The organism is uncultured Metabacillus sp. (genome assembly GCF_947503125.1).
GTDB lineage: Bacteria > Bacillota > Bacilli > Bacillales > Bacillaceae > Metabacillus.
This window is the reverse complement of sequence record NZ_CANNCR010000001.1, coordinates 82425-108673: the sequence shown is the minus strand read 5'-3', so window position 1 is coordinate 108673 and position 26249 is coordinate 82425. Positions and strand designations below refer to the sequence as shown.

Sequence of the window (26249 nt, the reverse complement as noted above, 5' to 3'; positions counted from 1 at the left end):
ATGGACATTTTTCGTATTACATTTTTACAATCGTAACATCATCCGAAGCCATTGCTTTTTTCATGACTCGATATGAGGAATACCTGCTAACCTCTTCAAACTCATTACATAGCGTCTTTTCCTCCGCTTTACTTGGGACAATTTCCTTGAACCTACGGTATGCTGCCATTAATTGTTCGCGTTCAATTCCTTTTTCATAAGCATGTTCAATGCATTCAAAAAATTTAATTACATCAACTATTTCTTGTGTACTCCAGTCCAAGGAGATCGGATATTGATAATCCATGATGTATTTTTCCTCACTCTCTTTAAAGAAGCGAAATAATAGCCCTATGCCCATTCTTTCCTAATAGCTTCCGCTTCTGAAATCATTCTTGCGATTAGGTCATATGCAGATGGTATGTCCGAGATCAGCCCCATAACTTGTCCAGCCCATGCAAAGCCTTCATCTATCTTACCATCATATATATATCTTTTGTTAGCAACACCGCTAATATAATCCTTTAATTCTTCATAACCCCCTGAATTTTTTTCGATTTCAAGTATTTGTTCTGTCCACTTATTCGCAATCGCTCTTGCAGGTGCTCCAAGTGATCTCTTAATCACGACGGTGTCATTCTCATCACTTTCTAGCAGTGCTTGTTTATATACTTGATGGGCATGAACACATTCTTTTGTTGCAATAAACCGTGTCCCCATCTCTATCCCTTCAGCACCAAGGCTTAACGCTGCCATTAACCCTCTGCCATCACCAATGCCTCCCGAAGCAATAACAGGGATAGAGACTACATCTACCACCTGGGGAATTAAAACCATTGTCCCCACGTCACTTCTTCCTAAGTGGCCGCCTCCTTCCTGTCCCACAACCATTACGGCATCAGCACCAAGTTCTTCCGCTTTCAATGCTTGACGTTTCGCCGCTACCAATACGAGCTTTTTAACATCAACATCTTTTAGCATATGAAATATGGGCGCCGGGTTTCCCCCTGTCATTGAGATGACAGGGACACTTTCATCAATCGCAACCTCTACTAATTCCTCATATCCGTGTCCATGCTGTCCTATTGCAAAATTCACACCAAATGGCTTTGACGTTTTATCTTTAAGTTTTCTAATTTCATTTCTTAAAGCATCTGCTGTTCCTAAGGACATAGCTGTAATTTGTCCTAATCCACCAGCATTGGATACAGCAGCAGCCAGATCAGAATAGGCCAAATAAGCCAGTCCTCCTTGTATGATGGGATATTGTATTCCTAAAAGCTTTGTTATCCTTGTATTCCAGTTCATCTTTATACCTCCTACTTAGGTTTTATTCTAGATAATCTAAGTAAATCCTTCACGAATGAATGGGATTGTTCATGAGAACATTAAAAAGTAATGGCCATTTAACGAAGGGAAAACACTTTTCCGCCATTCTTCTGAATGATATAGAGATTGTATATGGGACGGTTTAAATTGTTGAAAAAATAACATGTTATTTTTATTGACTGTCACTATTGATAAAGGTATAATTCATTTGTTTTTATAAAGATACAATTTTCGACATAATCTATCTGAGTCTTTTAACCAATATATATACAGTAAAAGGTCAGCAGCTAGCTTTCTATATGTAGAAAGTTAACTGTGACCTTTATCTATAAAGACGGTATTTAGACAAACATGAAACGATTGATAAATAAAGAAGGTGGGAATAACTTTGTTGCAAAATGAAACTCCATTGTTTACAGGTTTAATCGAACATGCTAAAAAAAATCCGATTCAATTCCATATTCCTGGTCATAAAAAAGGGATGGGAATTGCTCCTGAATTTCGAAATTTCATCGGTGAAAATGCCCTTTCAATAGACTTAATTAATATTGGTCCACTTGATGACCTTCATGCACCAAAAGGAATGATTAAAAGAGCTCAAGAATTGGCAGCAGAAGCGTTTGGGGCAGATTATACATTCTTTTCTGTTCAAGGTACAAGCGGTGCCATCATGACGATGGTGATGGCTGTTTGTGGACCTGGAGATAAAATAATTGTCCCGCGTAATGTTCATAAATCTGTTATGTCTGCTATTGTATTTTCAGGTGCCACACCCATTTTTATCCATCCTGAAATTGACAAGAATCTCGGAATCTCCCATGGAATCACTACAGATGCAGTAGAAAAAGCGCTTGAACAACACCCTGATGCAAAAGGGGTACTTGTTATAAACCCTACTTACTTCGGTATTTCAGCTGATCTAAAACGAATCGTAGAAATTGCTCATTCCTACCATGTTCCTGTATTAGTTGATGAGGCACATGGTGTTCATATTCATTTTCATGAGGATTTACCTTTAAGTGCCATGCAGGCTGGAGCTGATATGGCTGCAACAAGTGTTCATAAACTGGGCGGTTCCATGACGCAAAGCTCTGTACTGAACGTAAGAGAGGGATTAGTTTCGCCCCAGCGCGTCCAATCTATTTTAAGCATGATGACAACTACATCAACATCTTATTTGTTGTTAGCATCCTTAGATGTAGCCCGAAAGCAGCTTGCTACAAGAGGACGTGAGTTAATTGAAAAAACGATCGAATTAGCTAATTATACAAGAAAAAAAATTAATGCAATCGATCATATTTCTTGTATTGGGAAAGAAATTCTTGGAACAAAAGCAACTTTTGATTATGATCCGACAAAATTAATTATCCCTGTTTATGAATTAGGCTTAACAGGATATGATGTAGAAAAATGGCTTCGTGAAAAATACAATATTGAAGTCGAATTATCTGATTTATATAATATTTTGTGCATCATAACTCCAGGAGATACAAAGGAAGATGTTGATACACTCATCACTGCCCTTGAGGATCTTTCAGCTCAATTTAAATTACAACATAAAGAGCAAGGAGCAAAAGCCCGTATTTTATTACCTGATATCCCCGTATTGGCATTAACACCGCGCGATGCATTCTATGCGGAAACTGAAGTTGTTCCATTACAAGAATCGGCAGGAAGAATAATAGCTGAATTTATTATGGTGTATCCTCCAGGAATCCCGATTTTTATTCCAGGCGAAATCATCACAGAAGATAATTTAACTTATATTACGAAAAACCTTGAAGTTGGATTACCTGTACAAGGACCTGAAGATCCTTCTTTACAAACGGTCAGAGTCATAAAAGAACATAGGGCAATACGATAAACAGAAAAGCGCAATCGCCTTGCGCTTTTCTTACTTTCATATGGCATTCATTCACACACAAAAAATAAAGCATGCAACTTGAAAATCGCATGCTTTTTACCCCCTTATTTTATCCTATATAATAAACCCCTTTATTTGACTTTTAATTTACTCTCTTCTTTTTTGCAATCATGATGACTGCATTTTCCATACAATGTTGTCACTTTTTCTACTTCAATATGACCGATTGTAGAGTTGCAGTGTTGACAAACGATTGTTCCCATCTCCATACCCCTTTTCAATCATGAAATTTATTACTCTCAAAGTCTCTTATTCTTTGAAAGCGGTTAACGATTTGTTATTTATATAATAATATGTCACAATTGATTCGTCAAGTGCTAAATTGTATAACACATTTATTTTTTTCGTTAATAATATTCATCATTTAATTGATAATCAAGTAATTGAAAAAATTCTTCAACAGACTGCTCTTCAGTTCAATCTGTAGAAGAATTTTTTCATATAACAATCCATATATTTTGCTTGTTAACTTGCTACTTTGAAATTGTTGAGAACATTCGATTAAACAAATAATAATAAATATACTTGCTTTCCCAGCATAAAAATGATGAGGCTGGCTAAAGAGATGAGGAATGCTGCTTTCTTAGTTTTCAAACATGTATAGGCAATCAAATATGCTAAGTAGAAAAATACAAGGAGCAAAAAGGCCTTTGCTATCACACTATCCTTCTTAGATAGCCAGCCTACTAAACTATAACCACTCCATAAAAGAAGCTGGCAACAATAAACCATCCCAAATGTTAACTTCATACCCCTTCTCCCCTTACCTAAACCTATAAAAAGTTTATGCAAACAAAAATGAAACTTACATCTTTCACAAAAGAAAGAGCGATTTGACCTAAAGAAAAAGTGGGTATATTACATGTAAAACTAGGATAAACGGTTTATTTTTCAATTATGTAACAAATAGATGACAAGAGGAAGAAACTTCAATATTTATGATAAAATAGGTTTAATTTAACAGAATTGAAAGAGGAATAGTCTTAAAGTTTCTGTGAGTACATACTAAATTAGACCTATTTTATCCATAATAAAGAGGTGGGCAGGGATGACAAGATCAATACTCATTGCCTTCATCATTCCAGTTTTTATCCTTTCTTCATGTGAAGGTGTCTTATATTCACAAACTAAACCCGATGAAGAAATGACTAGAGAAAAGCAGCTATTATTTTTCTCGGATGACGAAAATATTGATCGTGAAGCAGTCTACTATGATGCATTATTAGATATTAAGAAAGAGTTTCCTGAGGATTTTAAAAATATGAAGGTCATCTCAGAAAATAGTAATTATGATGACTTTGAGGTAGACATCTATCCTTCTCTCCTTGTCATTGAAGAGGATAAAGTGATCGTTCATATAGAAGGAGCCCTTCTAACAAAGGAAGAAATAATGAAGCCTATTTCCAAGGCACTATCAACAAACAAGTAATCACACTTATTCTACTCTAAGAAGCTGTCACAAATAACCCTGTCCTTTTAAGACAGCTTTTTTTAAAAAGGTAAGAAAAGTTGCGCTTTAATTGGAGACAACTGCTTAAAAACGAACATATGAAAGAAAAATCCAAAAAGAGGCGTCCTCATAAAATTGAGTCGCCTCTTTTTCATTTATTTTACGATATGAATTGGAGAACCAATCGCTACTTCTGCAGCTTCCATTGTGATTTCACCTAATGTAGGGTGAGCATGAATTGTCATCGCAATATCTTCAGCAGTCATACCAGCTTCGATTGCTAAGCTTAATTCAGAGATCATGTCAGAAGCACTTGGACCAGCGATTTGTCCGCCAATTACTAATCCATCTTCTTTGCGTGTGATAAGTTTTAGGAATCCGTCCGTGTCATTTAATGATAATGCACGTCCATTTGCAGCAAACGGGAATTTAGCAGCAACCACTTCGATTCCATCCTCTTTTGCTTCTGCTTCTGTATAACCAACAGATGCAAGCTCTGGCTCAGAGAATACAACAGCTGGAATACCTAAATAATCAATTTCAGCTTTTTCTCCAGCAATGGCTTCTGCAGCAATTTTCCCTTCGTAAGAAGCTTTATGTGCTAATTGTGGACCCTCAACAATATCTCCAATCGCATAGATGTTTGGAATATTTGTGCGGCATTGCTTATCAATTTTGATAATGCCTCTTTCCGTCATTTCTACACCAACTTGCTCTAATCCAAGCTCATCAGTATTTGGACGGCGGCCAACTGATACTAGTAGGTAATCAGCTTCAATTGTTTTTTCTTCACCTTTTACTTCAAATGTTACTTTTACGCCAGTTTCGCTTTCTTCAACACTTTTAGCTGAAGCATTAGTGTGAATTTCAGCCCCTTTTTTCTTAAGACCGCGTTTAACAAGAGCGCTCATTTGTTTTTCAAAACCAACTAAGATATCATCTGCTGCTTCAATGAAAGTAACTTCGGTACCAAAGTTTGCATAGGCACTTCCAAGCTCGATTCCGATAACCCCGCCGCCGATTACAGCAAGTTTCTTAGGAATTTCAGGAAGGTTTAAAGCCCCTGTTGAGTCAATAACACGTTTTGAATATTTAAACGCAGGGATTTCAACTGGACGTGAACCTGTTGCGATAATAACATTTTTAAATTTGTAAGTTTGCGAAGATGTTTCATCCATTACTTTAACTGTTTCATTATCAACAAAGTAAGCTTCACCGTAAACGACGTCAACTTTATTACCTTTAAGTAAACCAGCAACACCGCCTGTCAGCTTTTTCACAACACCTTGCTTAAATTCTTGAACCTTAGAAAAATCTACTGTTACGTTATCAGCTTTGATTCCCATATCCTCGGAATGTTTAGCAGTTTCATAACGATGACCAGCAGCAATTAATGCTTTAGAAGGAATACAACCAACGTTTAAGCAAACTCCTCCTAATGTCGCTTTTTCAACAACTGTTACCTTTTGTCCTAATTGAGCAGCGCGGATCGCTGCAACGTATCCGCCTGGGCCTGCTCCGATGACAAGAGTATCTGTTTCAATTGGGAAATCTCCAACTACCATCGATTACGCCTCCATTAAAATTAATTGTGGATCATTAAGTAAACGCTTGATGTGGTTAAGAGCATTTTGTGCAGTAGCACCATCGATCATTCTGTGGTCGAAGCTTAATGATAAAGCAAGTACCGGAGCTACTACAATCTCTCCATCACGCACTACAGGTTTTTCTGCAATACGTCCAATACCTAAAATAGCAACCTCTGGGTGGTTAATAACTGGTGTAAACCATTGTCCACCTGCAGATCCAATGTTTGTGATTGTGCAAGAAGCACCTTTCATTTCATTAGGAGCTAATTTACCTTCACGCGCTTTTGTAGCAAGTCCATTAATTTCATCTGAGATTTCAAATACAGATTTGCGTTCAGCATGTTTTACTACCGGTACAAGCAGACCTTTTTCAGTATCAGCAGCAATACCAATATTGTAATAATGCTTTTGAACAACTTCTTCTGTTTTATCATCAAGTGAAGTATTAAGCACTGGATACTTTTTCAACGCAGAGGTAAGAGCTTTCACTACGTACGGTAAATATGTTAACTTAATACCCTGCTCGGCTGCAACATTTTTGAATTGTTTTCTATGAGCAACTAAGTTTGTTACATCTACTTCATCCATTAATGTTACGTGTGGAGCTGTATGTTTAGAGTTAACCATCGCTTTTGCGATTGCTTTACGGATTGGGCTCATTTTTTCACGAGTTTCTGGGAAATCACCTTCAGGAACTGCAACTGGCTTCGCTTGTTTTTCTTCTTTAACAGCTGGAGCCTCTTCTGCTTTTGCTGGTGCTGCCTCAGACACACCGCCGCCTTGAAGGAATGAGTCTACATCTTCTTTTAAAACCCGGCCGTTTTTGCCGCTGCCAGAAACTTGACGAATATCCACATCTTTTTCACGAGCATATTTGCGTACAGAAGGCATAGCAATAACTCGTTTATTTGGATCAACGTCAACTTCTTGCTGTACTGGTGCTTCTTCTTTCTTTACTTCTTGTCCAGCTTCAGCTGTTGCCTGAACCTGTGCTTCTGTTTTTTCTTCTGCTTTAGGTGCATCATCACCATGGTCGCCTTTAAACTTCAAGTTTTCATATCCAGGAGCATCAAATGTTATGATAGTTTGTCCAACAGTTGCTACCGTTCCTTCCTCAACGTTCACCTCTGTAACAGTACCCTTAACAGGTGATGGGATTTCAACAACTGCTTTATCATTTTGTACTTCTGCTAAGACATCATCTTCTTCAACCTTGTCACCTGGTTTAACGAACCATTTAACAATTTCACCTTCATGGATACCTTCACCAATATCAGGCAGTTTAAATTCGAATGCCAAATCATTCTACCTCCTTATGATTTTAAAAATATGCAAGAAAAATCGGGCTTAACGTCAATGTCTATAACGTAAGCCAATGATATAAATTAAAAACGTACAGTTTAGTATTAGAAATTCACTGCTTTTTTAGCAGTTTCAATAATATCTTTATAAATAGGCAGCCATACATTTTCAGCTTCAGTAAATGCATATACTGTATCTGGTGCAGTAACACGAAGAACTGGAGCTTCTAGGCTAAGGATTGCGCGCTCAGTAATTTCAGCAACAACATTTGCAGCTATACCCGCTTGTTTTTGTGCTTCTTGGACTACAATTGCACGGCCTGTTTTTTCAACAGAAGCAATGATCGTCTCGATATCTAGCGGGCTGATTGTACGCAGGTCAACAACCTCAACAGATACGCCGTCTTTCTCTAGTTCTTCAGCAGCTTTTAATGACTCATGAACCATTGCACCGTAAGTGATAATAGAAAGGTCAGTACCTTCGCGCTTCACGTCAGCCTTACCAATTTCAATCGTATATTCTTCTTCAGGAACTTCCTGACGGAATGAACGGTATAATTTCATATGCTCTAAAAATACAACAGGATCGTTATCACGAATAGCTGAAATTAACAGTCCTTTTGCATCATAAGGTGTTGATGGAATTACAACTTTTAGTCCTGGTTGTTGAGCTACTAAACCTTCCAAGCTATCAGCATGAAGCTCAGGAGTATGTACGAATCCGCCAAATGGAGAACGAATTGTAACAGGAGCTGTCCAACGTCCGCCAGAACGATAGCGCATACGAGCTAATTGACCATTTAAAGAATCCATTACCTCATAAACGAAACCAAAGAATTGAATTTCCATAACAGGACGGAAACCAGTTAAACCAAAACCAACTGCAAGACCACCGATTCCTGATTCCGCAAGCGGAGTGTCAAAAACACGATCTTCACCGAATTCTTTTTGAAGTCCTTCTGTAGCACGGAATACGCCACCGTTTACGCCAACGTCTTCTCCGAATACAAGGACGTTTTCGTCATTTTTTAGCTCTGTGCGCATCGCATCAGTGATGGCTTGAATCATTGTCATTTGTGCCATGGCTTATTTCGACTCCTTTGCTTTGTAAATTTCATATTGCTCTTTTAAGTTATAAGGCATTTCTTCGTACATGATTTCCATCAAGTCCGTTACCTTTTGTTTTGGATATTTATCAGCTTTTTGAATCGCTTCTTTAATATCTTCTTTTGCTTGTTCAATTGTATTATTTTCTTCCTCTTCATTCCAGATGCCTTTATCTTCTAGGAATTTACGGAAACGTACTAATGGATCCTTCGCTTCCCACTCGTTTTCAGTTTCTTTTGTACGATAACGAGTTGGGTCATCCCCTGCCATAGTGTGTGGACCATAACGGAATGTTAATGTTTCAATTAATGTAGGACCCTCACCATTTAGGGCACGCTCACGAGCATCACGAACAGCTGCATAAACCGCTAATGGATCCATACCGTCTACTTGAACACCTACGATACCTGCAGCAACTGCTTTTTGTGCAATTGTTTGTGCAGCAGATTGTTTTTCAACAGGTGTTGAGATTGCATAACGGTTATTTTGAACAACGAAAATTGCAGGAGCCTTGTATGCACCAGCAAAGTTAATTCCTTCATAGAAATCACCTTGAGATGCTCCGCCATCACCTGTGTATGTAATCGCAACAGCTTGTTTCCCTTTCTTTTTCAATCCTAGAGCAACACCTGCTGTTTGAATGTATTGCGCACCAATAATAATCTGCGGTGAAAGAGCATTAACATCTTCAGGCATTTGGTTGCCATGGAAATGTCCGCGGGAGAATAAGAATGCTTGATATAATGGCAGTCCGTGCCATATAATTTGAGGAACATCGCGATATCCAGGAAGAATCCAGTCTTCTTTTTCTAATGCAAATTGAGATGCTAGTTGAGAAGCTTCTTGACCTGCTGTTGGAGCATAAAAGCCTAAGCGTCCTTGGCGATTCAATGAAATTGAACGTTGGTCTAAAATACGTGTATAAACCATACGGCGCATAAGTTCTTTTAACTGCTCATCAGAAAGATCAGGCATAGCCGCTTCATTTACGACTTTACCCTCTTCATTTAAAATTTGGAGTGTTTCAAACTGCTTAGCAATCGCTTCAAACTGTTTTTTACTGTCTACAACAGCGCTTTTTGTTTTTGCAGCCATTTATAACCTCTTCCTTTCCTTTTTAAGAGTGATTGTTCAGGTAATATAAGCTTGCAGCTTCATTGGACATTCATTGACTGTCTGTCCTAATGCTTTCAGTCTGCATGCTTGTCAAACCTCAACTAAATTAGTATTTAGTAAGAGAATTCCATAATGCACAGCATTAGGTTACCCTAAATCGAGAGAGATGACACATTTTTTTGAATTCAAACCTACTTAACTATTTACCACTAGAGATCGCCTATAACTTTCTCTATTATCATGTGGTTTAAAAAGCTTCTTTGGTTTATTCTGTATCAGTTTTTATTAATAGTCAACTAATACAACCCTTTTAATTCATAACAAGTTTACACCAATGGATTTAGGTCCGTCAATCAGTTTGTATAAGGTTTTTAAAAAGAATATTAAAAAACTTCCGTTTGAATTCCCCTCCTTCACCTCAACTGTATTATTACAAAAGAAAAAACTGTACCAATAATTATTGATACAGTTTTTCTTTAAGTAAAAACAAAACAATTAAGATTTAATTTTATGTTTAATTTTATTTTTCTATTCGTTGTATGATTGTTCCAAATTAAAATAAGCCTGACTCAAACCATATGGACATGAGACAGACTCTTTAGGAAAATTATTCTTTGTTTTCTTCAACATTTAACTCAGCATTTTTATAAAATTCAAGTTTTATTTTATTATATTGCTCAGTTAATTGATTAAATTTTTCATTTTGCTCCATAACTTTTTTATAGGAATCATTAATTTTTTTTACATGCGCTTCCAGCTCTTCTAGTGTTAAGTTCTCTTGTTGAAGCATCGTATAAAGCTCTTTATCAAGAGAAATTGAGGCCTTATACGTTTCATATAAGCTTTCGTATGTGCTGTAGCGTTCTTCCATTATTGCTTTTAATTCATTTGCCTGTTCTTGCAAATTTTCATCATCTATTTTTTCAATTTCCTTGGCTATAGCCTGAAATTCTTTTTTGGAGGATGTTATACTCTTTTGTTCAGCCTCTATTTTCGTTTCTCGTTGTTCTACAAGAGTGTAAGCTTCTTTGGATAAAGCTACAATTTTTTCAAACTCTTTCATTCCGAGGTTCATGATTTGATTATATAAATCGGATTCTTTCTTCTCAAGCTCTAGAAGCGGTTGCTGCTGCTTTTGAAACGGCTCTTCTAATTCGACCACCTTTTCTAATGTTGTGTAAATATTTTTTTCAGGTGTAGGACCAAAACAACCTGAAAGTAAGATTAATAGAATCGATGTTACTAAACCTAAACGTATAAAAGTATTTTTAATAAAGTAAAACAATGATATTCCCCCTAACGTTCAACCAATTTCTACTATAATGCGAATTGCAAATTTTTACAATCTTATTCATATGAGCAATACTATATCTTATGAATGTATCTAGCATTTATACCAGTATCAAATTGGACTACTTCTAGGTAAGAATGATTTTTTGAGAGTCGACATATATTTTTTGTTAATCACTGATTTTATAATACAATTTAATAAAGCTAATGTTCTTTTCGTTTTTCAGATCTTTTTATATAATCTTATATATCCGAAATAATTTAGTACATATAGGTTACATCCACTAGTACGGCCATTTTAAGATTTTAATGTACTGGTTTTGTTAAAATAAAATATTAGTTGGTTTGTTAAAAGGAGTGTACAACATGATTACAATGGAAGATATAATTAGAGAAGGTCATCCAACACTAAGAAAAGTTGCAGAGGAAGTACCTATCCCTGCCTCAGAAAAAGATAAAGAAACATTAGTAAAGATGCTTGATTATGTAAAAAACAGTCAAGATCCGGAAAAATCCGAAAAATATGGGCTGCGACCTGGAATTGGCCTTGCTGCACCACAAATAAATATTTCGAAACGGATGATCGCAATCCATGTCGTTGATGAAAAAGGAGAACAGCACAGCTATGCGCTGTTCAATCCGAAAATTGTAAGCCACTCTTTAGAAAAAAGTTATTTAACAAGTGGTGAAGGTTGTCTATCGGTTGATCGTGCTGTCCCTGGAATAGTTCCCCGCTATGCTCGAATCCGGGTTAAAGCAACTAACCTGGAAGGTGAACAAGTTGATATTCGTTTAAAAGGACTATTAGCCATTGTCTTTCAGCACGAAATAGATCATTTAAATGGTATTATGTTCTACGATCACATCAACAAAGCAAATCCTTTCCAAGAACCAGAAAATGCAATTGCAATTGATCGTTAATAAGAAAAGTGCAAGCGCCTTGATCAGCCTAGGGCAAATAAGCCACTCATGAATAGAAGGCGTTCTTTGCCTTCAATTCATGAGTGGCTAGACCCTAGAGGGGCTAGGCGCTGGAGCTAGACACTAAAACCAAGTACAAAGTTTTATACTTTCTTAAAGTGGAACAAAAGCACAAGCGCCTAAACCCAACTAAGTTGAGCCTAGGCGCTTTTTATTATTAATAAAAAATAAGAAGGGCTATCCTCTTTTATTTTAATAATCCCAGTTGTTCACAGCCAAATTGAATGCCGTCTTCATCAACCGGCTTCGTGATAAAATCAGCAATTTCCTTTAAGGATGGCACCGCATTCCCCATTGCTACTCCTGTCCCTACAAATTCGATCATTTCCAGATCATTTAACCCATCGCCAAAAGCATAAATATTTTCTCTCGGGATATTCAATCTTTTCGCTAATTGTTTAATCCCCTCAGCTTTTGAACCATTTGCAGGCAAAATATCTGTTGAAACGTCATGCCAGCGAATAAGCTTTAGCTCTGAATATTGTTTCGTGTAGCGTTCCTCTTCTCCGATTTCACAAAACAATAGCGTTTGATAAATATTTCGTTCAAGATAATAATTACGATTTTTTTCAGGCTGTGTAAATTTCAAACTACCCATACTTTCTTCTATTAGAGGATGTTCGCCTGTTGTGGACATCATATTTTCAGCACTCATAAATACAAGCGGATGATTTTCTTTGTCAGCAAATTGTAAAAGATTTTCTAACGTTTCCTTTTTTATTGGGTTTTCGTATATGACTTCACCTTCAAACACAACATATTGTCCATTAAAACTAACAAATGAATGAATATTTAATTCTTTGCGCAAATCTTCAAACATAAAAGGCGCACGTCCTGTAGCAATCGCAACATGATGGCCCTCACTTTTAAGTTTTTGTATTGTTTCTCTAGTCGTTTTGGGAATTTCCTTATTATGATCTAGAATCGTCCCATCAATATCAAAAAAAATAACTTTTTCGCTCATCATCAAGCTCCTTACTCTAATAACTATAAAAATTAACTAACAACTTAAACTTTACCATATTAGCCGAGTTAAGGACACCTAGCAAGATTTATTAATTTCCACGAATACCCATGTAAGTGATTTATTCATTCTACATATACTACCTTTGAAAAAGTATATATTGGTCGGATCTCATCGAATTATTTCAAGTATAAAGGGCGTTATTTGCCAGTTATTCAAAAAAGAAGGAGGAAAGCTTACATGTTAAAAAGAATTAAACGATCATTAAAAAGACAATGGAAACATCTCTTAAAACGCAAAATGATTGCCTAGTCTTATCATTTTTCCATGTATCTGAGTACAAATATTAAAAATAAAAGGGTATATTGGAAGAATTGTGTCGCAAATGAAAAGAAGATTCGACACATTCCCCTCTAGGCTTGGCTTGTAAGTAAATATCGCATATAATAGAAAAAGTTAGTCTAACATACGGAAGTTAAGGAGAGATTTGGTAAATGATTTTCAAAGTGTACTATCAAGATGAAATTTCAGAGGTTCCTGTTCGAGAAAGAACAAACACTCTTTATATTGAAGCAACATCTGAAGGGGAAGTACGCTCTAAGCTAAAAGACCGTTCTTATAATATAGAATATATTACGCCTATAGATGGAGCATATTTAGAATATGAAAAACAAAGTGAAAATTACAAAGTATTGGAGATTTGATCGTTATGAAATTTGTAAAAAATGACCAAGTTGCCGTGTTTGCCTTAGGCGGACTCGGTGAAATTGGCAAAAACACGTACGGTGTTCAATTCCAGGATGAAATCGTCCTAATTGACGCAGGAATAAAGTTCCCGGAGGACGAGCTGCTTGGAATTGATTACGTCATTCCCGATTACACATATTTACAAAAAAACGAAGAAAAAATTAAAGGACTATTTATTACGCACGGACACGAAGACCATATTGGAGGCATTCCTTATTTACTTCGCCAAGTAAATATTCCGATTTATGGCGGGAAACTTGCATTAGGGTTATTGAGAAACAAACTAGAAGAGCACGGTTTATTACGTCAAACAAAATTAATTGAGATTAAAGAAGATGACATTATTAAATTTAGAAAGACATCAGTTACGTTCTTTAGAACAACACATAGCATCCCTGATTCATATGGAATTGTCGTCAAAACACCTCCAGGGAATATTGTACATACCGGTGACTTTAAATTTGACTTCACACCAGTCGGAGAGCCAGCAAACTTAACGAAAATGGCTGAGATTGGACGTGATGGCGTCCTTTGTTTACTTTCCGATAGTACGAATAGTGAGATTCCTAATTTTACTATGTCAGAAAGACGTGTCGGCGAGAGCATTCATGAAATTTTCCGCAAGGTGGATGGCCGAATTATTTTTGCAACATTTGCATCAAATATTCACCGCCTGCAGCAAGTTGTTGAGGCGGCAGTTACAAATAATCGCAAAATTGCGGTGTTTGGTAGAAGTATGGAAGCGGCCATTCAAATTGGACAAGATTTAGGATACATTAGCTGTCCTAAAGATACATTTGTTGATGCACATGAAATCAATCGCATGCCAGCACACCGAGTCACAATTCTATGTACCGGAAGTCAAGGAGAACCAATGGCAGCACTTTCACGGATTGCTAACGGTACACACCGTCAAATACAAATTATCCCTGGTGATAATGTAGTCTTCTCGTCTTCACCGATCCCAGGGAACACATTAAGTGTTAGTAAAACAATTAATCAGCTCTTCCGTGCTGGTGCAGAAGTCATCCATGGTCCATTTAATGATATTCATACATCAGGACATGGCGGTCAAGAAGAGCAAAAACTTATGCTTCGCTTAATGAAACCAAAATACTTTATGCCAATCCATGGGGAATATCGCATGCAAAAAATGCACGCAAAGCATGCTGTAGACTGTGGAGTCGAACCAGAAAACTGTTTTATTATGGATAATGGTGAGGTATTGGCAATTGGCGACAATGAAGTAGGGATTGCAGGTAAAATTCCATCAGGCTCCGTTTATATTGATGGCAGCGGTATTGGTGATATTGGAAATATTGTTCTTCGTGATCGAAGAATTCTTTCTGAAGAAGGACTTGTCATTGTCGTTGTCAGCATTAACATGAAAGACTTCAAAATTGCAGCTGGTCCAGATATCATTTCTCGTGGATTTGTTTATATGCGCGAATCCGGTGACTTAATTAATGATGCTCAATCACTAATTACGAAGCATTTATCAAAAATTATGGAACGTCGAACGAGTCAATGGTCAGAAATTAAAAACGAAATTACCGATACACTTGCTCCGTTTCTTTATGAAAAAACGAAACGTCGTCCAATGATCCTGCCGATCATCATGGAGGTATAATTAACTATTCGTAATATTTAAAAGGGCTGTCTCAGTTTGAGACAGCCCTTTTCTATAACAATAAACAGTCAGTACAAGGTCTTTCTGTTAATCACCCATTAACCGTTTCTCAAAACGGTTGATGTCTGTATCTGCGCCAATAACAATCATAATATCATTTTTCCGAATGACCTCATTAGCTTGGGGTGATACAATAATGTCTTTATTCCGTTTTACCGCAACAATATTGATCCCGTATTTTGCACGTATATCCAAATCCATTATTGAATTACCATGAATCCGTTCATTTGCAACGATCTCTACGATACTATGCTCTTCAGAAAGCTCCAAATAGTCCAATACATTGTTGGAAACAATTTTATGGGCAATTCTTCTCCCCATATCACGTTCAGGGTGAACAATGCGATCTGCCCCTATTTTAGAAAGAACCTTTTCATGATAGTCATTCGTTGCTTTTACCGTAATATCCCGAACACCTAATTCCTTGAGTATTAATGTGGTTAGAATACTTGCTTGAATATTATCTCCAATCGCCACTATTACATGGTCAAAATTGCGGATGCCTAAACTTTTTAATACCGTTTCATCAGTCGTATCACCAACTACTGCATGTGAAGCAACATTTGCAAACTCATTAACCTTATCCTCATCAATATCGATTGCCATTACTTCTAAGCCCTCTTCACTAAGAGCCCTACAAATACTACCGCCGAATCGCCCAAGTCCGATTACTGCATATTCCTTTTTCATTCGTCTACCTCCGCAAACTATAAACGTGCTGTTGTTAAACATTTAGATAACGTTTACTCACTCAAAAGATCTTAACGAGAAAATCGTACCACAATTTCATTATTTTTTATAGAGCATAAGAGTAAATGCCTACCGCTAAACGTCAGCCATACTTTTTCCAAATATTCTTGAATTAATGGTAAAATAAAATCAACAGCAAATAAAAGGGGGAGTGAAATGCATAACAAGATATACAATATCCTCTTTCCATACGTGTTAGGTATATGCGGCGGTTTTCTTTTCCATATATGTCATGTGCCTCTTGCATGGATTTTAGGACCAATGTCCTTTTTGATCATCTGGAGATCGATCTTCGTTAATCAAAAAAATTTAATTCAACCCATTGTATTAAAAAATGGTTCCTTTATCATTTTAGGTATTTCATTTGGCCTTTCTTTCACAAAGGAAACCTTTCTCACAGTTGGACCATATGTGCTTCCATTCTTAGCTACAACAATCATATTGATCATCATTAGTATCATAAATGCCCTGCTGATAAGCAAGATTGTAAATATTGATAAAAATACAAGTATATTTGCTTCAATACCTGGCGGGTTATCAGAAATGGTTGCAGCGAGTGAATCACTTCAAGCTAATTCATCTTTAGTAACAATTTTTCAAACTGTCAGGCTTTTAACAGTGGTCTTTTTTGTTCCTTTTGCCATACTTCATATGTTTGAGCCACAGTCAGGAATGCAGCCAATACAAACGATTACCAATGAAGGCGGGTTTTTATCTTATGGATGGTTTTTATTGGCAGGTTTTGTCGGCTGGTTAATAAGATCAAAAGTACCTGCTGCCTTTGTTATTGGTCCCCTGCTAACGACTGCATTACTCAATATAAGCGGCATTTCTTTCCCTAACTTCAATGATTTATTTTTAGTCTTTGCACAATTAACGATTGGAATTGGGTTTGGATTGATGATCACCTTTACCGATTTGAAAAAGGGTGGTAAGTATTGCGGATTATATTTTGCGGGTACGATTTTGTTAATTGGAACAAGTTTTTGTTTAGGCTATTTGTTCACCTTGTTAACTGATTTGGACCTAGCAACAGCGATGCTCTCACTGGCACCAGGCGGTCTTGTCGAGATGGTGTTAACGGCATCAACAATTGGGGCAGATCCCGCTGTTGTCAGCTCCCTGCAATTTATTCGCTTGCTTTTTATTATTAGCTTTGTCCCAAGCATATTAAAGTATGGATTAAAGAGAGTTAGAGTCAATAAACAATTAGGTGAAAATAGTCATTCTGCGTAATAGGACAGAAAAAACCGTTCAATTTTTGAAAAGTGAACGGTTTTTTCATAAAATTATTTAAGGCTTTTTAGCTTCAATTTACAAACTGCAGCTTTTATTTGAAAATAATCAATATCTTCTGGAAGAGCCTCTTTTAATGGTTTAAGCATATCTGTGCCCAGCTCGATTATTTTTTCAGCGATTAATGCTTCTTGTGCTTCTGTCATTATTTCAGACCACTCTATCGGATTCCCTTCTTCAACTGCCCGAATTAAATGGTTTTGCACAGTAATGACCGATAAACCACGTGATTCACTAATCTCCTTTATCGATTTACCGTCTTGAAATAATTGATAGCTAATGAGATGGCTAGCGGTTTTATCACTTACAATGTAGTCAGCAGCTACCCGTCCTTGCAACTGATCCGAACTGGTTCTCTCAACGTTCATGAACTCACATATAGCGGATATGAATTTTTCACCATAATGCTCTAATTTTGTTTTGGCTACACCTTTTACTTGCAAAAACTCATTCTCAGTTGTTGGGCACTTAGAGCTCATATCTCGTAAACTACTATCTGAGAAAATAATATAAGGGGGTACTCCCAGCTGTACAGACAATTCACGTCTAACCAGCTTAAGTCTTTCAAATAAATCATCGTTTACCTCAATCGATTTGATTTTCACTAGTTCTTTCTTAAATATCTGCTGCTTATCGACGATAACTTCTCTTGCTTTGTTGCTTAACATTAAAACTGGATACTTATCATTTGTGAGTGATAGGTATCCTTCTGCTATTAAAAAATCGATTAAATCGACAATTTGTTTTTCTGTTTTTTCCTTCATCAAACTGTAGGTTGATAGTTTGTGAAAACCAAACTGGTTAATTCGCTTATTATTTGACCCTTTTAAAACTTGTGCTACAAGGGTTTTCCCAAATCTCTCACCCATTCGCTTGACACATGAAAAAATCATTAATGCTTCTCTCGTCACATCGATTTTAGAACGGGTATCTGTACAATTCATGCATCGCCCACAAGGAGCATGTGGAGTCGTTTCTCCGAAGTATTCAATGATATAAGTTTGCAGACATTTTTCAGTATGACAAAGATCCACCATCTGTTGAAGCTTTTGATATTCATGTACTTTTTTATCAGGACTTAATGTTGACTGCTCGATTAAAAATTTCTGCAATTGAATATCTTGAGCGGCAAACAAAATCGCACATTCACTTTTTTCTCCATCCCGTCCTGCACGACCCGCTTCCTGATAATACGCTTCAATATTTTTTGGCAAATTGTGATGAATGACAAATCGGACATTGGATTTATTGATTCCCATTCCAAATGCATTTGTTGCCACCATAACATCAAGCTGATCAAAAAGAAATTGATCCTGCTGCTCTGCACGTTCATGTTCTGCTAATCCGGCATGGTATTTTCCCGCTTTTATACCATTCTTTTTTAAGAATTGCGATAAATCGTCTACTTCTTTTCTTGTAGCAGCATAAATAATACCTGCCTGATCACGATTTGCCTTCACATATCGCATAATATAATCACGTTTATTTTCACCCTTAATCACATTAAAGGTTAAATTATCCCGTGCAAAACCTGTTACATACGTAGATGAAGCGGGGATATTTAAAAGCTCACATATATCTTCGGTTACTTCCTTTGTTGCTGTCGCTGTCAGCGCCAATATAAGCGGTTTTTTCACAAAAGCAGTAATCATCCTTTTTATGCTGCGATAGCTTGGTCGAAAATCATGGCCCCATTGAGAAATACAATGAGCCTCATCAACTGCAACCATTGAGACATTCATCGTTAAAAGAAACGTACGAAAAGATTCTACTTCAAGACGCTCAGGGGCAATATAGAGGATTTTATACGCTCCCTCTTCTATCTCCGCTATTCTTTCTTTTACTTCTTTTGCTGTTAAACTGCTATTGATAAATGTTGATGAAATACCAATGCTTGTTAACGCATCAACTTGATCCTTCATTAACGAGATTAATGGCGATATCACAATGGTCATACCATCCATAAGTAATGCCGGCACTTGATAACAAATTGATTTTCCTCCACCTGTCGGCATGATCGCTAATGTATCCTTTCCCTTTAAGACACTCTCTATTATCTCTTTTTGTCCCTTTCGGAAAGAAGTATATCCAAAGTATTCCTTTAATCGTTTTTCAGCTTGCTGTAACATTTAATCACCCTAGCTCTAATACATTCTCTTTCCTTTACTATTTTAAGTATATCATGTTTAAATCGTTCCATTTCGAATTCTGTTAAAATCGAATTTTATCTCTTTTGCAAAATCAATTTTATTTCGGTAATATAACAAATTCATGACGATATATTTTCAAAATGATGATAACCCCCAAAAAACAACAAACTTCTACAAATATTATAATAAAAGTATGGAAGGAAAGAGGTTTTTTTAAATTATGTTATCAAATACTGAAATTGGGATAGATTTAGGTACCGCAAATATATTGGTTTATAGCAAAAATAAAGGAATCGTTCTTAATGAACCATCTGTTGTTGCCATTGATACAACGACAAAGAAGGTTTTAGCCGTTGGTTCAGAGGCGAAAAGTATGATCGGAAAAACACCTGGTAAGATTGTTGCAGTAAGACCTCTTAAAGATGGGGTTATTGCTGATTATGATATTACCACAGATATGTTGAGACATATTATGAAAATTGCCTCACGTAAACTGGGAATTTCTATGAGAAAACCTACTGTAGTTGTTTGTACACCTTCTGGAGCAACATCTGTTGAAAGAAGAGCGATTCAAGATGCGATCAAAAGCTCTGGCGCAAAGCAAGTTCATTTAATTGAAGAGCCTGTAGCAGCAGCGATTGGGGCCGACCTGCCTGTAGATGAACCGATCGCAAATGTTGTTGTCGATATTGGCGGCGGGACAACTGAAGTTGCGATTATCTCCTTTGGCGGGGTTGTATCAGTTCATTCCATTCGTATTGCCGGTGACCAATTAGACGAAGATATTATTCAATACATTCGTAAAAATTATAATCTATTAATAGGTGAACGTACGGCTGAACAAATGAAGATGGAAATTGGCTACGCATTAGTTGAGCACGAAAAGGAAACAATGGACATTCGCGGCCGAGATTTAGTTACGGGATTGCCAAAGACCATTTCAGTTTCTTCTTATGAAATGCAAGAAGCAATGAAGGAATCCTTACTGCATATTTTAGAAGCGATCCGAGCTACTCTTGAGGACTGCCCTCCTGAACTCAGTGGTGACATCGTTGATCGCGGTGTCATCTTATCAGGTGGCGGAGCTTTAATGAAAGGGATTCAGGAATGGTTAAGTCAAGAAATCGTTGTTCCTGTTCATATAGCTCCAAATCCTTTGGAATGTGTTGCAATTGGTACAGGCAGATCGTTAACAGTCATTAGCAAATTATTGAAAACTGCTAAATAGTATAACAACAAACCTACTATTAATAAAGCTCATGAGAGAATTCGATACATTCTCTCATGAGCTTTTTTCGTTGGTTTTCTGTCTTAATCTAGTACACCCTCTTAAATAAAACATTATATTTTTTACAAAAATTTTACAAAATTTATTTGCATCATTTCTATAATTATTGAATACATTATGTGTGGCTTACTTGTTAAACGAAATTTCACTTTCTAGATCTCTTTTTCTTTTTTTAAGAGATTCTATAAGTAATGAAACTTTTCCATTTTCGATTTCGTCTTATATTTGAAAACTTAGGGAGGTAAATTTGTGAAAGATTTAAGCAGAAGAATTATCATTAGCTTAACATTAGCAGGCATTATCATGGGAGGGATGAGTGTTTCACTTGCGAATATGCCATCAAGGCCCACAGATAATAATGAAATGGTCCAAGTCCAAGGAGATTAATTTGAAAGGCGTGTCTTTATCATGGAACATTATAGTAAACAATCACTTTATTGAATTTAATTCCGTTTAGTTTCCTGCTTGCGGCAATCTTATTGCTTTTCAAATCTTTATTGGAATTCTTTTGATTGGGTTTATCTACTCACTGATCGTCACACTTACAAAAAAAGGAATAATTGGTGCAATTATCAATATCTATGAAATTGGCACCTTAATGTTTGGGAGCGGTGTAATGTATTTACTTACGATCGCAACAGGTGTATAAGCATATCAGGACTCACGACATAAATACATAATAAGGCTGTCTCAGGTCTTCCTACTTTTTTAGAGACAGCCTCTTTAATTATTTTTAGTTAACCCACCAACACCTTAGCTTCGAAACGCTCGATCAGCAAATATTTTTGATGTTATATCATCTGAAGGCGGGTTATGTAACCCGGCACGTACATCACGATAATGTCTTTGTAACGAATTTGACATAAATAAGCTTTGCCCGCCAACAACTCTCATTGCCAAATCAACAACCTCAACAGCAGTATTTGTTACAACTGTTTTTACTGCTGCTAAGTCATAAGCTAAATTTGCACGATTTGTTGGGTCAGTATCCCACTTATCTGCAACAGCATACATAAAAGTTCTAGCAGTTGTCAGTTTTAAATCAATTTCCGCAACCTTCCTTCTAACCTCGGGAACCTCTTTAATAGGGTGTGTGAGGCTTGTCGGCTGATATGTTTTTGCGAACTCTACAGCTTCATTTCTAGCAGCAATCGCGATCCCGATATAGCATGCAGGAATATGAAGCAGCCAGCCCTGAGCAGAAGGTCTAACCTTTTTCCGCTTTCGCTCAACTAATGCTTCAAATGGAACTTCAACAGTATTTAAAATCAAATCATCACTTCTTGTTCCACGCATACCTACTGTGTCCCACGTATCCTCAATTGATACTCCACATTCTGTTCTTGGAATGAGGAAATCGCCAATTTCTCCAGTTTCTTCTATTGTTGCAGGAACAATAAAATAGTCTAGTGCAGGTGCCAAAGATGTAAATATCTTTTTCCCATTAATCACCCATTTATTGCCTTTTTTCAAAGCGGTTGTCTCCGGCTTCCCACCTCTTGCAGGGCTGCCGGAATTTGGTTCTGTTGCCGCACTGTTTATGAGCTTATGATCTGAAATAATTTCTTTACAAATTCTTTCATAAGTTGTTTTTTCCCATTTTTTCGTTATATGCACATCCATCAATAAACTTAAATGCCACCCTAGGGATAAAGCAGTTGCTGCATCACCTTGAGCAATTTTTTCCTGTACCATTAAGAATTCATATAAAGATGCACCATCTCCGCCATACTGTTTTGGGATTGTTAGCTTTAAATAGCCTTCTTCTTTTAAGCGTCTAAAATGCCGAAAAGGAAAAGCACCCTCCCGATCATATTTGTCAGCAGTTAAAGCAAATTCTTTTGCTAGCTTATCTGTTTTCTCAAGTAATTCCTTTTGCGCAGATGTTTTAATAAATTGTTCATCTAGAAAGTACACATCATCACCTCAATAGTTTCATTGTAATAATTTTCTATCAACACATAAAGCAATTTGGCTTAGAAATGGCTTTAGCTTTTCATTCCCTTAATGGGTTGTTAAAATAAAAAGGTAAAACTTCCTAATTTGGAGGCTTTTATAAATTGATCATAATAACAAGGAGGTTAGAGCAATGTCTAATTTTCAACAAAAGTTAGAAAAATATGCGGAACTAGCAGTTCGTGTGGGGGTTAATATTCAACATAATCAAAATTTAGTCATAAACGCTTCAACAGAGGTTGCTGATTTTGTCCGTCTCGTCGTTAAAAAGGCTTATGAAGCCGGCGCACGAAATGTATATGTTGAATGGCATGATGATGTGGTGACAAGAACTCGCTTTGAACTAGCATCAGAGGATGCATTAAGCGACTATCCAGAATGGAAAGCGCGCGGGTTAGAAACATTAGCTGAAAATGACGGTGCCTTTATGTCGATCATTTCATCTAATCCTGACCTATTAAGTGGAATTGACCCAAAAAGAATTGCAGCTTCCACAAAGGCAGCCGGGATGGCTTTAACTAAATATCGCAACTATTTACAAGCTGACAAAGCTAGCTGGACAGTTATTGGTGCTGCTTCAAAGGAGTGGGCAGCAAAAGTCTTTCCTGATGAAAGAGAAGATAAACAAGTGGAACTGCTTTGGGAAGCCATCTTCCGAACAACTCGAATTGACCAGCCAGACCCAGTAAAAGCTTGGGAGGAACATAATCTTAATTTACATAACAAGGTAGACTATTTAAATAGTAAAAAATATAAAATGCTTCATTATAAAGCCGCAGGAACTGATCTAACCATTGAACTTCATGACACACATACATGGGTTGGCGCAGGCAGCGAAAATGAGCGGGGGAATTTCTTTATGGCAAATATGCCTACAGAGGAAGTGTTCACTGTCCCTTTGCGAAACGGAGTAAATGGTGTTGTTAAAAGCACGAAGCCGCTTAGCTACAGCGGAAATCTTATTGATGATTTTTCACTCACCTTTGAAAATGGCCGTATCGTTGATGTGAAAGCTGAAAAAGGTGAAGACGTATTAAAGCAATTAGTTGAAACAGATGAAGGCTCACACTATTTAGGCGAGATCGCATTAGTTGCACATGATTCACCTATTTCTCAATCTGGCGTATTGTTTTACAATACATTATTTGATGAAAATGCCTCAAACCATTTAGCAATTGGTAATGGTTATGCTTTCTGTGTTGAAGGCGGAAAAAAAATGTCTCGTGAAGAGCTTGAGAAGGTTGGCGTTAACTCCAGTATTACCCATGTCGACTTTATGATCGGCTCTGCAGATATGGATATTGATGGAATATTAGAAGATGGAACGACAGAAGCTATCTTCCGAAACGGAACATGGGCATTTTAAACAAATAATAACAAAATAAGAAAAGCGCAAGGTGCTTAGCATTCGGCGACAAGCATAAGGCGAATAGGAATAGAAGGTGTTCTTTCCCTTCAATTCCTATTTGACTAGACCCTAGAGGCAGTCAAAAACGCGACATCCTGTCGCATTGACTGCACTTGCACGTCCTGTGCTTCGCCGATGGCGCCTGGAGCTGGACACTTTCTTAGAACATTTAAAAAAAGGGTCAGACATAATTTACTTACGTCAGGCCCTCTTTCTTATTGATATTGAAATGAGGGAAACATCATGAAGCCTGTAGAGGTCTATATATTATCCGGTTTTCTTGGAGCTGGAAAAACAACGTTATTACAAAATATTCTTGTTCAAGAAAAGCAGCTTGAACGAAAAATCGCCGTTATCATGAATGAGCTTGGTGAGGTTTCGATCGATTCTAACGTCGTCCAAGAGGAAATACCATTAAAGGAGCTTTTAAACGGCTGTGTATGCTGTACCATTCAGGGACAGCTTGAAGTTCAGCTTGAAAACATGCTAAGAGAATATGAGCTAGACGCCATCTATATAGAAACAACAGGTGTCGCCCATCCAATTGAGGTTTTAGATGCTTGCATGTCCCCTCTATTTGCTGAAAAGCTAGCAATAAAGGCTATTATTACATTAATTGACGCAAAAAGATGGAAGGACCGCTCAAAACTTAGCATACAAATTCGCAAGCTTTTAGCGGAACAAGTTCAGCATGCAGATATTGTTCTATTAAACAAAATTGATCAGCTGTCAGAGGATGAAAAGGCAACGCTTATTTCTGAAATTCAAGCGTTAAATAAAACGGCGAAGCTGTTGATGACAGAATATGCCGATGTCCCTCTAACACAGCTAAAGCCTATTCAAAAATCCAGTAAAAAAGAACATGAAAAAACACATGTTCTCGAAACATTGCATATGCGCACATATGTCCATACCTTTTCACGGCCAATAGATATGAAAAAATTTGAACAGTTTTTAAAGAACATGCCTGATACAATCTATCGGATAAAAGGCTATCTATCTTTTACACATTCAAAGGAAAGCTATCTTTTTCAATACTCCTACGGGATGCCGCTATACCTTAAAGAAAAAATAAAAATGAAAAACACACTTGTTTTTATTGGAGAACACCTTGATCACCAATGGATAAAAACAGCGCTTGAATCTTTATAATGAGAATTTTATGACAAAGTCGATACGCCGATTCAACTGATGATTTTCAGCATTGCCATCATTGGGGACAATCGGCTTATCTTCTCCGGCTCCAACAGCTGAAAAGCTTAGATGAGATAATTTCTCGTTTTCATTAAAACGATGTAATAAACGATTAGCTCGTTTTTTTGTAAGCTGAAGGTTAAATTCATTATCTGCACGATCATCCAAATGAGCTTCGATGATTATTGTGGTATTACTAGGCAATGCAGCAAAAACATGATCTAATTCTCTTAAACTAGCTTCTGCTTTTTCGTAAAATTCTGCTTGATCATAATTAAATAGCACCTCATCTAACATTCGAATAATCATCGCATTTTCTTGCTTCAAAACCTTTGTCCCAGACAAATCTAAAGTTATATCATGCTTCATGGTTAACTTAATACTGGATCCAGGATCGACCACTTGCCCTTTCATAACCGGTTCACCCTGCTCCAGTTTTTTCAATGTTTCATTTTCAGATTCTATAACTGATGTTGCTGTGTCATCTTTTTTTCCACAGCCTGAACTAACAAGCACAACAGCTAACAAACCAATTGCATACCACTTCATCATTATCAACCCCTCTAACACGCACTGCTTTATTCTATATCCGTGATGGTAAGTCTATTGCCTAACTTTATGTACCAGTATTTCTATTTTATCATCAATATGGAATTATTTGTTTAATTTTACAAATTACTAATAATCCAATAATCCCATTCCGCAAAGCTTGATGTTGTACAATCAGCACAAAAAGAGAT

Annotated in this window: 25 protein-coding genes; 11 read left to right on the top strand and 14 right to left on the bottom strand. The window is 36.9% G+C overall.

All coding sequences use genetic code 11. From position 1 onward, the window contains the following. Positions 1 to 16 precede the first annotated feature (16 nt). Positions 17 to 286, bottom strand: a complete 270-nt coding sequence (locus Q1B07_RS00515; RefSeq protein WP_299086866.1) for a UPF0223 family protein — start codon at positions 284 to 286, stop codon at positions 17 to 19. A gap of 44 nt (positions 287 to 330) precedes the next feature. Beyond that, the gene (locus Q1B07_RS00510) at positions 331 to 1287 is read right to left on the bottom strand and encodes a nitronate monooxygenase family protein (protein ID WP_299086864.1); all 957 of its coding nucleotides are present in this window, start codon (positions 1285 to 1287) and stop codon (positions 331 to 333) included. Between the two features lie 409 nt (positions 1288 to 1696). On the opposite strand from Q1B07_RS00510, the gene Q1B07_RS00505 reads away from it, so the two are divergent. Continuing rightward, positions 1697 to 3172: an aminotransferase class I/II-fold pyridoxal phosphate-dependent enzyme gene (locus Q1B07_RS00505; protein ID WP_299086862.1), complete on the top strand. Its 1476-nt coding sequence runs from the start codon at positions 1697 to 1699 to the stop codon at positions 3170 to 3172. A 131-nt stretch (positions 3173 to 3303) separates the two neighbouring features. Here Q1B07_RS00505 and Q1B07_RS00500 read toward each other — a convergent pair whose 3' ends face one another. Then, a complete protein-coding gene (locus Q1B07_RS00500; protein WP_299086860.1) occupies positions 3304 to 3435 on the bottom strand; it encodes a GapA-binding peptide SR1P in 132 nt (43 codons plus the stop codon). A gap of 298 nt (positions 3436 to 3733) precedes the next feature. Next, positions 3734 to 3982, bottom strand: coding sequence for a hypothetical protein (locus Q1B07_RS00495; RefSeq protein WP_299086858.1), 249 nt, complete (start codon positions 3980 to 3982; stop codon positions 3734 to 3736). A gap of 298 nt (positions 3983 to 4280) precedes the next feature. Here Q1B07_RS00495 and Q1B07_RS00490 point away from each other — a divergent pair, with 298 nt between their 5' ends. Beyond that, complete coding sequence (locus tag Q1B07_RS00490; protein ID WP_299086856.1) at positions 4281 to 4661, top strand: hypothetical protein; 381 nt, start codon at positions 4281 to 4283, stop codon at positions 4659 to 4661. Positions 4662 to 4837: 176 nt separating this feature from the next. On the opposite strand, the gene lpdA is transcribed toward Q1B07_RS00490, so the two are convergent. The 5 genes from lpdA to Q1B07_RS00465 all read right to left on the bottom strand — a co-directional run bounded on the left by lpdA (position 4838) and on the right by Q1B07_RS00465 (position 11080). Further along, positions 4838 to 6247, bottom strand: coding sequence for a dihydrolipoyl dehydrogenase (lpdA, locus tag Q1B07_RS00485; RefSeq protein WP_299086854.1), 1410 nt, complete (start codon positions 6245 to 6247; stop codon positions 4838 to 4840). Positions 6248 to 6250: 3 nt separating this feature from the next. Beyond that, positions 6251 to 7570: a dihydrolipoamide acetyltransferase family protein gene (locus Q1B07_RS00480; protein ID WP_299086852.1), complete on the bottom strand. Its 1320-nt coding sequence runs from the start codon at positions 7568 to 7570 to the stop codon at positions 6251 to 6253. Between the two features lie 107 nt (positions 7571 to 7677). Next, positions 7678 to 8655 (bottom strand): alpha-ketoacid dehydrogenase subunit beta, encoded by a 978-nt coding sequence (locus Q1B07_RS00475; protein ID WP_299086850.1) that lies wholly within the window; start codon positions 8653 to 8655, stop codon positions 7678 to 7680. A 3-nt stretch (positions 8656 to 8658) separates the two neighbouring features. Next, positions 8659 to 9774, bottom strand: a complete 1116-nt coding sequence (pdhA, locus tag Q1B07_RS00470) for a pyruvate dehydrogenase (acetyl-transferring) E1 component subunit alpha (RefSeq protein ID WP_299086848.1) — start codon at positions 9772 to 9774, stop codon at positions 8659 to 8661. Between the two features lie 628 nt (positions 9775 to 10402). Continuing rightward, entirely contained in the window at positions 10403 to 11080 is a 678-nt protein-coding gene (locus Q1B07_RS00465; protein WP_299086846.1) for a YkyA family protein, read from the bottom strand. 371 nt (positions 11081 to 11451) lie between these two features. Between Q1B07_RS00465 and def the strand changes: the two genes are divergently transcribed. After that, complete coding sequence (def, locus tag Q1B07_RS00460; RefSeq protein WP_299086844.1) at positions 11452 to 12006, top strand: peptide deformylase; 555 nt, start codon at positions 11452 to 11454, stop codon at positions 12004 to 12006. 247 nt (positions 12007 to 12253) lie between these two features. On the opposite strand, the gene Q1B07_RS00455 is transcribed toward def, so the two are convergent. Beyond that, entirely contained in the window at positions 12254 to 13030 is a 777-nt protein-coding gene (locus Q1B07_RS00455) for a Cof-type HAD-IIB family hydrolase (RefSeq protein WP_299086842.1), read from the bottom strand. Between the two features lie 494 nt (positions 13031 to 13524). On the opposite strand from Q1B07_RS00455, the gene Q1B07_RS00450 reads away from it, so the two are divergent. Both Q1B07_RS00450 and rnjA read left to right on the top strand, forming a co-directional pair. Further along, positions 13525 to 13734, top strand: coding sequence for a DNA-directed RNA polymerase subunit epsilon (locus tag Q1B07_RS00450; RefSeq protein ID WP_299086840.1), 210 nt, complete (start codon positions 13525 to 13527; stop codon positions 13732 to 13734). A gap of 5 nt (positions 13735 to 13739) precedes the next feature. Beyond that, positions 13740 to 15407: a ribonuclease J1 gene (gene rnjA, locus Q1B07_RS00445; protein WP_299086838.1), complete on the top strand. Its 1668-nt coding sequence runs from the start codon at positions 13740 to 13742 to the stop codon at positions 15405 to 15407. Positions 15408 to 15494: 87 nt separating this feature from the next. Here the strand turns inward: rnjA and Q1B07_RS00440 are convergent, their stop codons facing one another. Beyond that, on the bottom strand, positions 15495 to 16157 hold the full coding sequence (locus Q1B07_RS00440; RefSeq protein ID WP_299086837.1) for a TrkA family potassium uptake protein: 663 nt from the start codon (positions 16155 to 16157) through the stop codon (positions 15495 to 15497). A 216-nt stretch (positions 16158 to 16373) separates the two neighbouring features. Between Q1B07_RS00440 and Q1B07_RS00435 the strand changes: the two genes are divergently transcribed. After that, positions 16374 to 17453, top strand: coding sequence for an AbrB family transcriptional regulator (locus Q1B07_RS00435; protein ID WP_299086835.1), 1080 nt, complete (start codon positions 16374 to 16376; stop codon positions 17451 to 17453). 53 nt (positions 17454 to 17506) lie between these two features. Here Q1B07_RS00435 and recQ read toward each other — a convergent pair whose 3' ends face one another. Further along, on the bottom strand, positions 17507 to 19642 hold the full coding sequence (recQ, locus tag Q1B07_RS00430) for a DNA helicase RecQ (protein WP_299086833.1): 2136 nt from the start codon (positions 19640 to 19642) through the stop codon (positions 17507 to 17509). Positions 19643 to 19883: 241 nt separating this feature from the next. On the opposite strand from recQ, the gene mreBH reads away from it, so the two are divergent. The 3 genes from mreBH to Q1B07_RS00415 all read left to right on the top strand — a co-directional run bounded on the left by mreBH (position 19884) and on the right by Q1B07_RS00415 (position 21600). Next, positions 19884 to 20891: a rod-share determining protein MreBH gene (mreBH, locus tag Q1B07_RS00425; protein ID WP_299086831.1), complete on the top strand. Its 1008-nt coding sequence runs from the start codon at positions 19884 to 19886 to the stop codon at positions 20889 to 20891. Between the two features lie 309 nt (positions 20892 to 21200). Continuing rightward, complete coding sequence (locus Q1B07_RS00420) at positions 21201 to 21338, top strand: protein YkpC (protein ID WP_299086830.1); 138 nt, start codon at positions 21201 to 21203, stop codon at positions 21336 to 21338. Positions 21339 to 21459: 121 nt separating this feature from the next. Further along, complete coding sequence (locus tag Q1B07_RS00415; protein WP_299086829.1) at positions 21460 to 21600, top strand: hypothetical protein; 141 nt, start codon at positions 21460 to 21462, stop codon at positions 21598 to 21600. Positions 21601 to 21704: 104 nt separating this feature from the next. Here Q1B07_RS00415 and Q1B07_RS00410 read toward each other — a convergent pair whose 3' ends face one another. Next, entirely contained in the window at positions 21705 to 22868 is a 1164-nt protein-coding gene (locus Q1B07_RS00410; protein ID WP_299086828.1) for an acyl-CoA dehydrogenase family protein, read from the bottom strand. A gap of 172 nt (positions 22869 to 23040) precedes the next feature. Between Q1B07_RS00410 and Q1B07_RS00405 the strand changes: the two genes are divergently transcribed. Together Q1B07_RS00405 and Q1B07_RS00400 are read left to right on the top strand one after the other, a co-directional pair. After that, on the top strand, positions 23041 to 24273 hold the full coding sequence (locus Q1B07_RS00405) for an aminopeptidase (protein WP_299086827.1): 1233 nt from the start codon (positions 23041 to 23043) through the stop codon (positions 24271 to 24273). 285 nt (positions 24274 to 24558) lie between these two features. Then, positions 24559 to 25467, top strand: coding sequence for a GTP-binding protein (locus Q1B07_RS00400; RefSeq protein ID WP_299086825.1), 909 nt, complete (start codon positions 24559 to 24561; stop codon positions 25465 to 25467). On the opposite strand, the gene Q1B07_RS00395 is transcribed toward Q1B07_RS00400, so the two are convergent. After that, positions 25462 to 26061, bottom strand: a complete 600-nt coding sequence (locus tag Q1B07_RS00395) for an OmpA family protein (protein ID WP_299830972.1) — start codon at positions 26059 to 26061, stop codon at positions 25462 to 25464. The genes Q1B07_RS00400 and Q1B07_RS00395 overlap by 6 nt on opposite strands. Positions 26062 to 26249 lie beyond the last annotated feature (188 nt).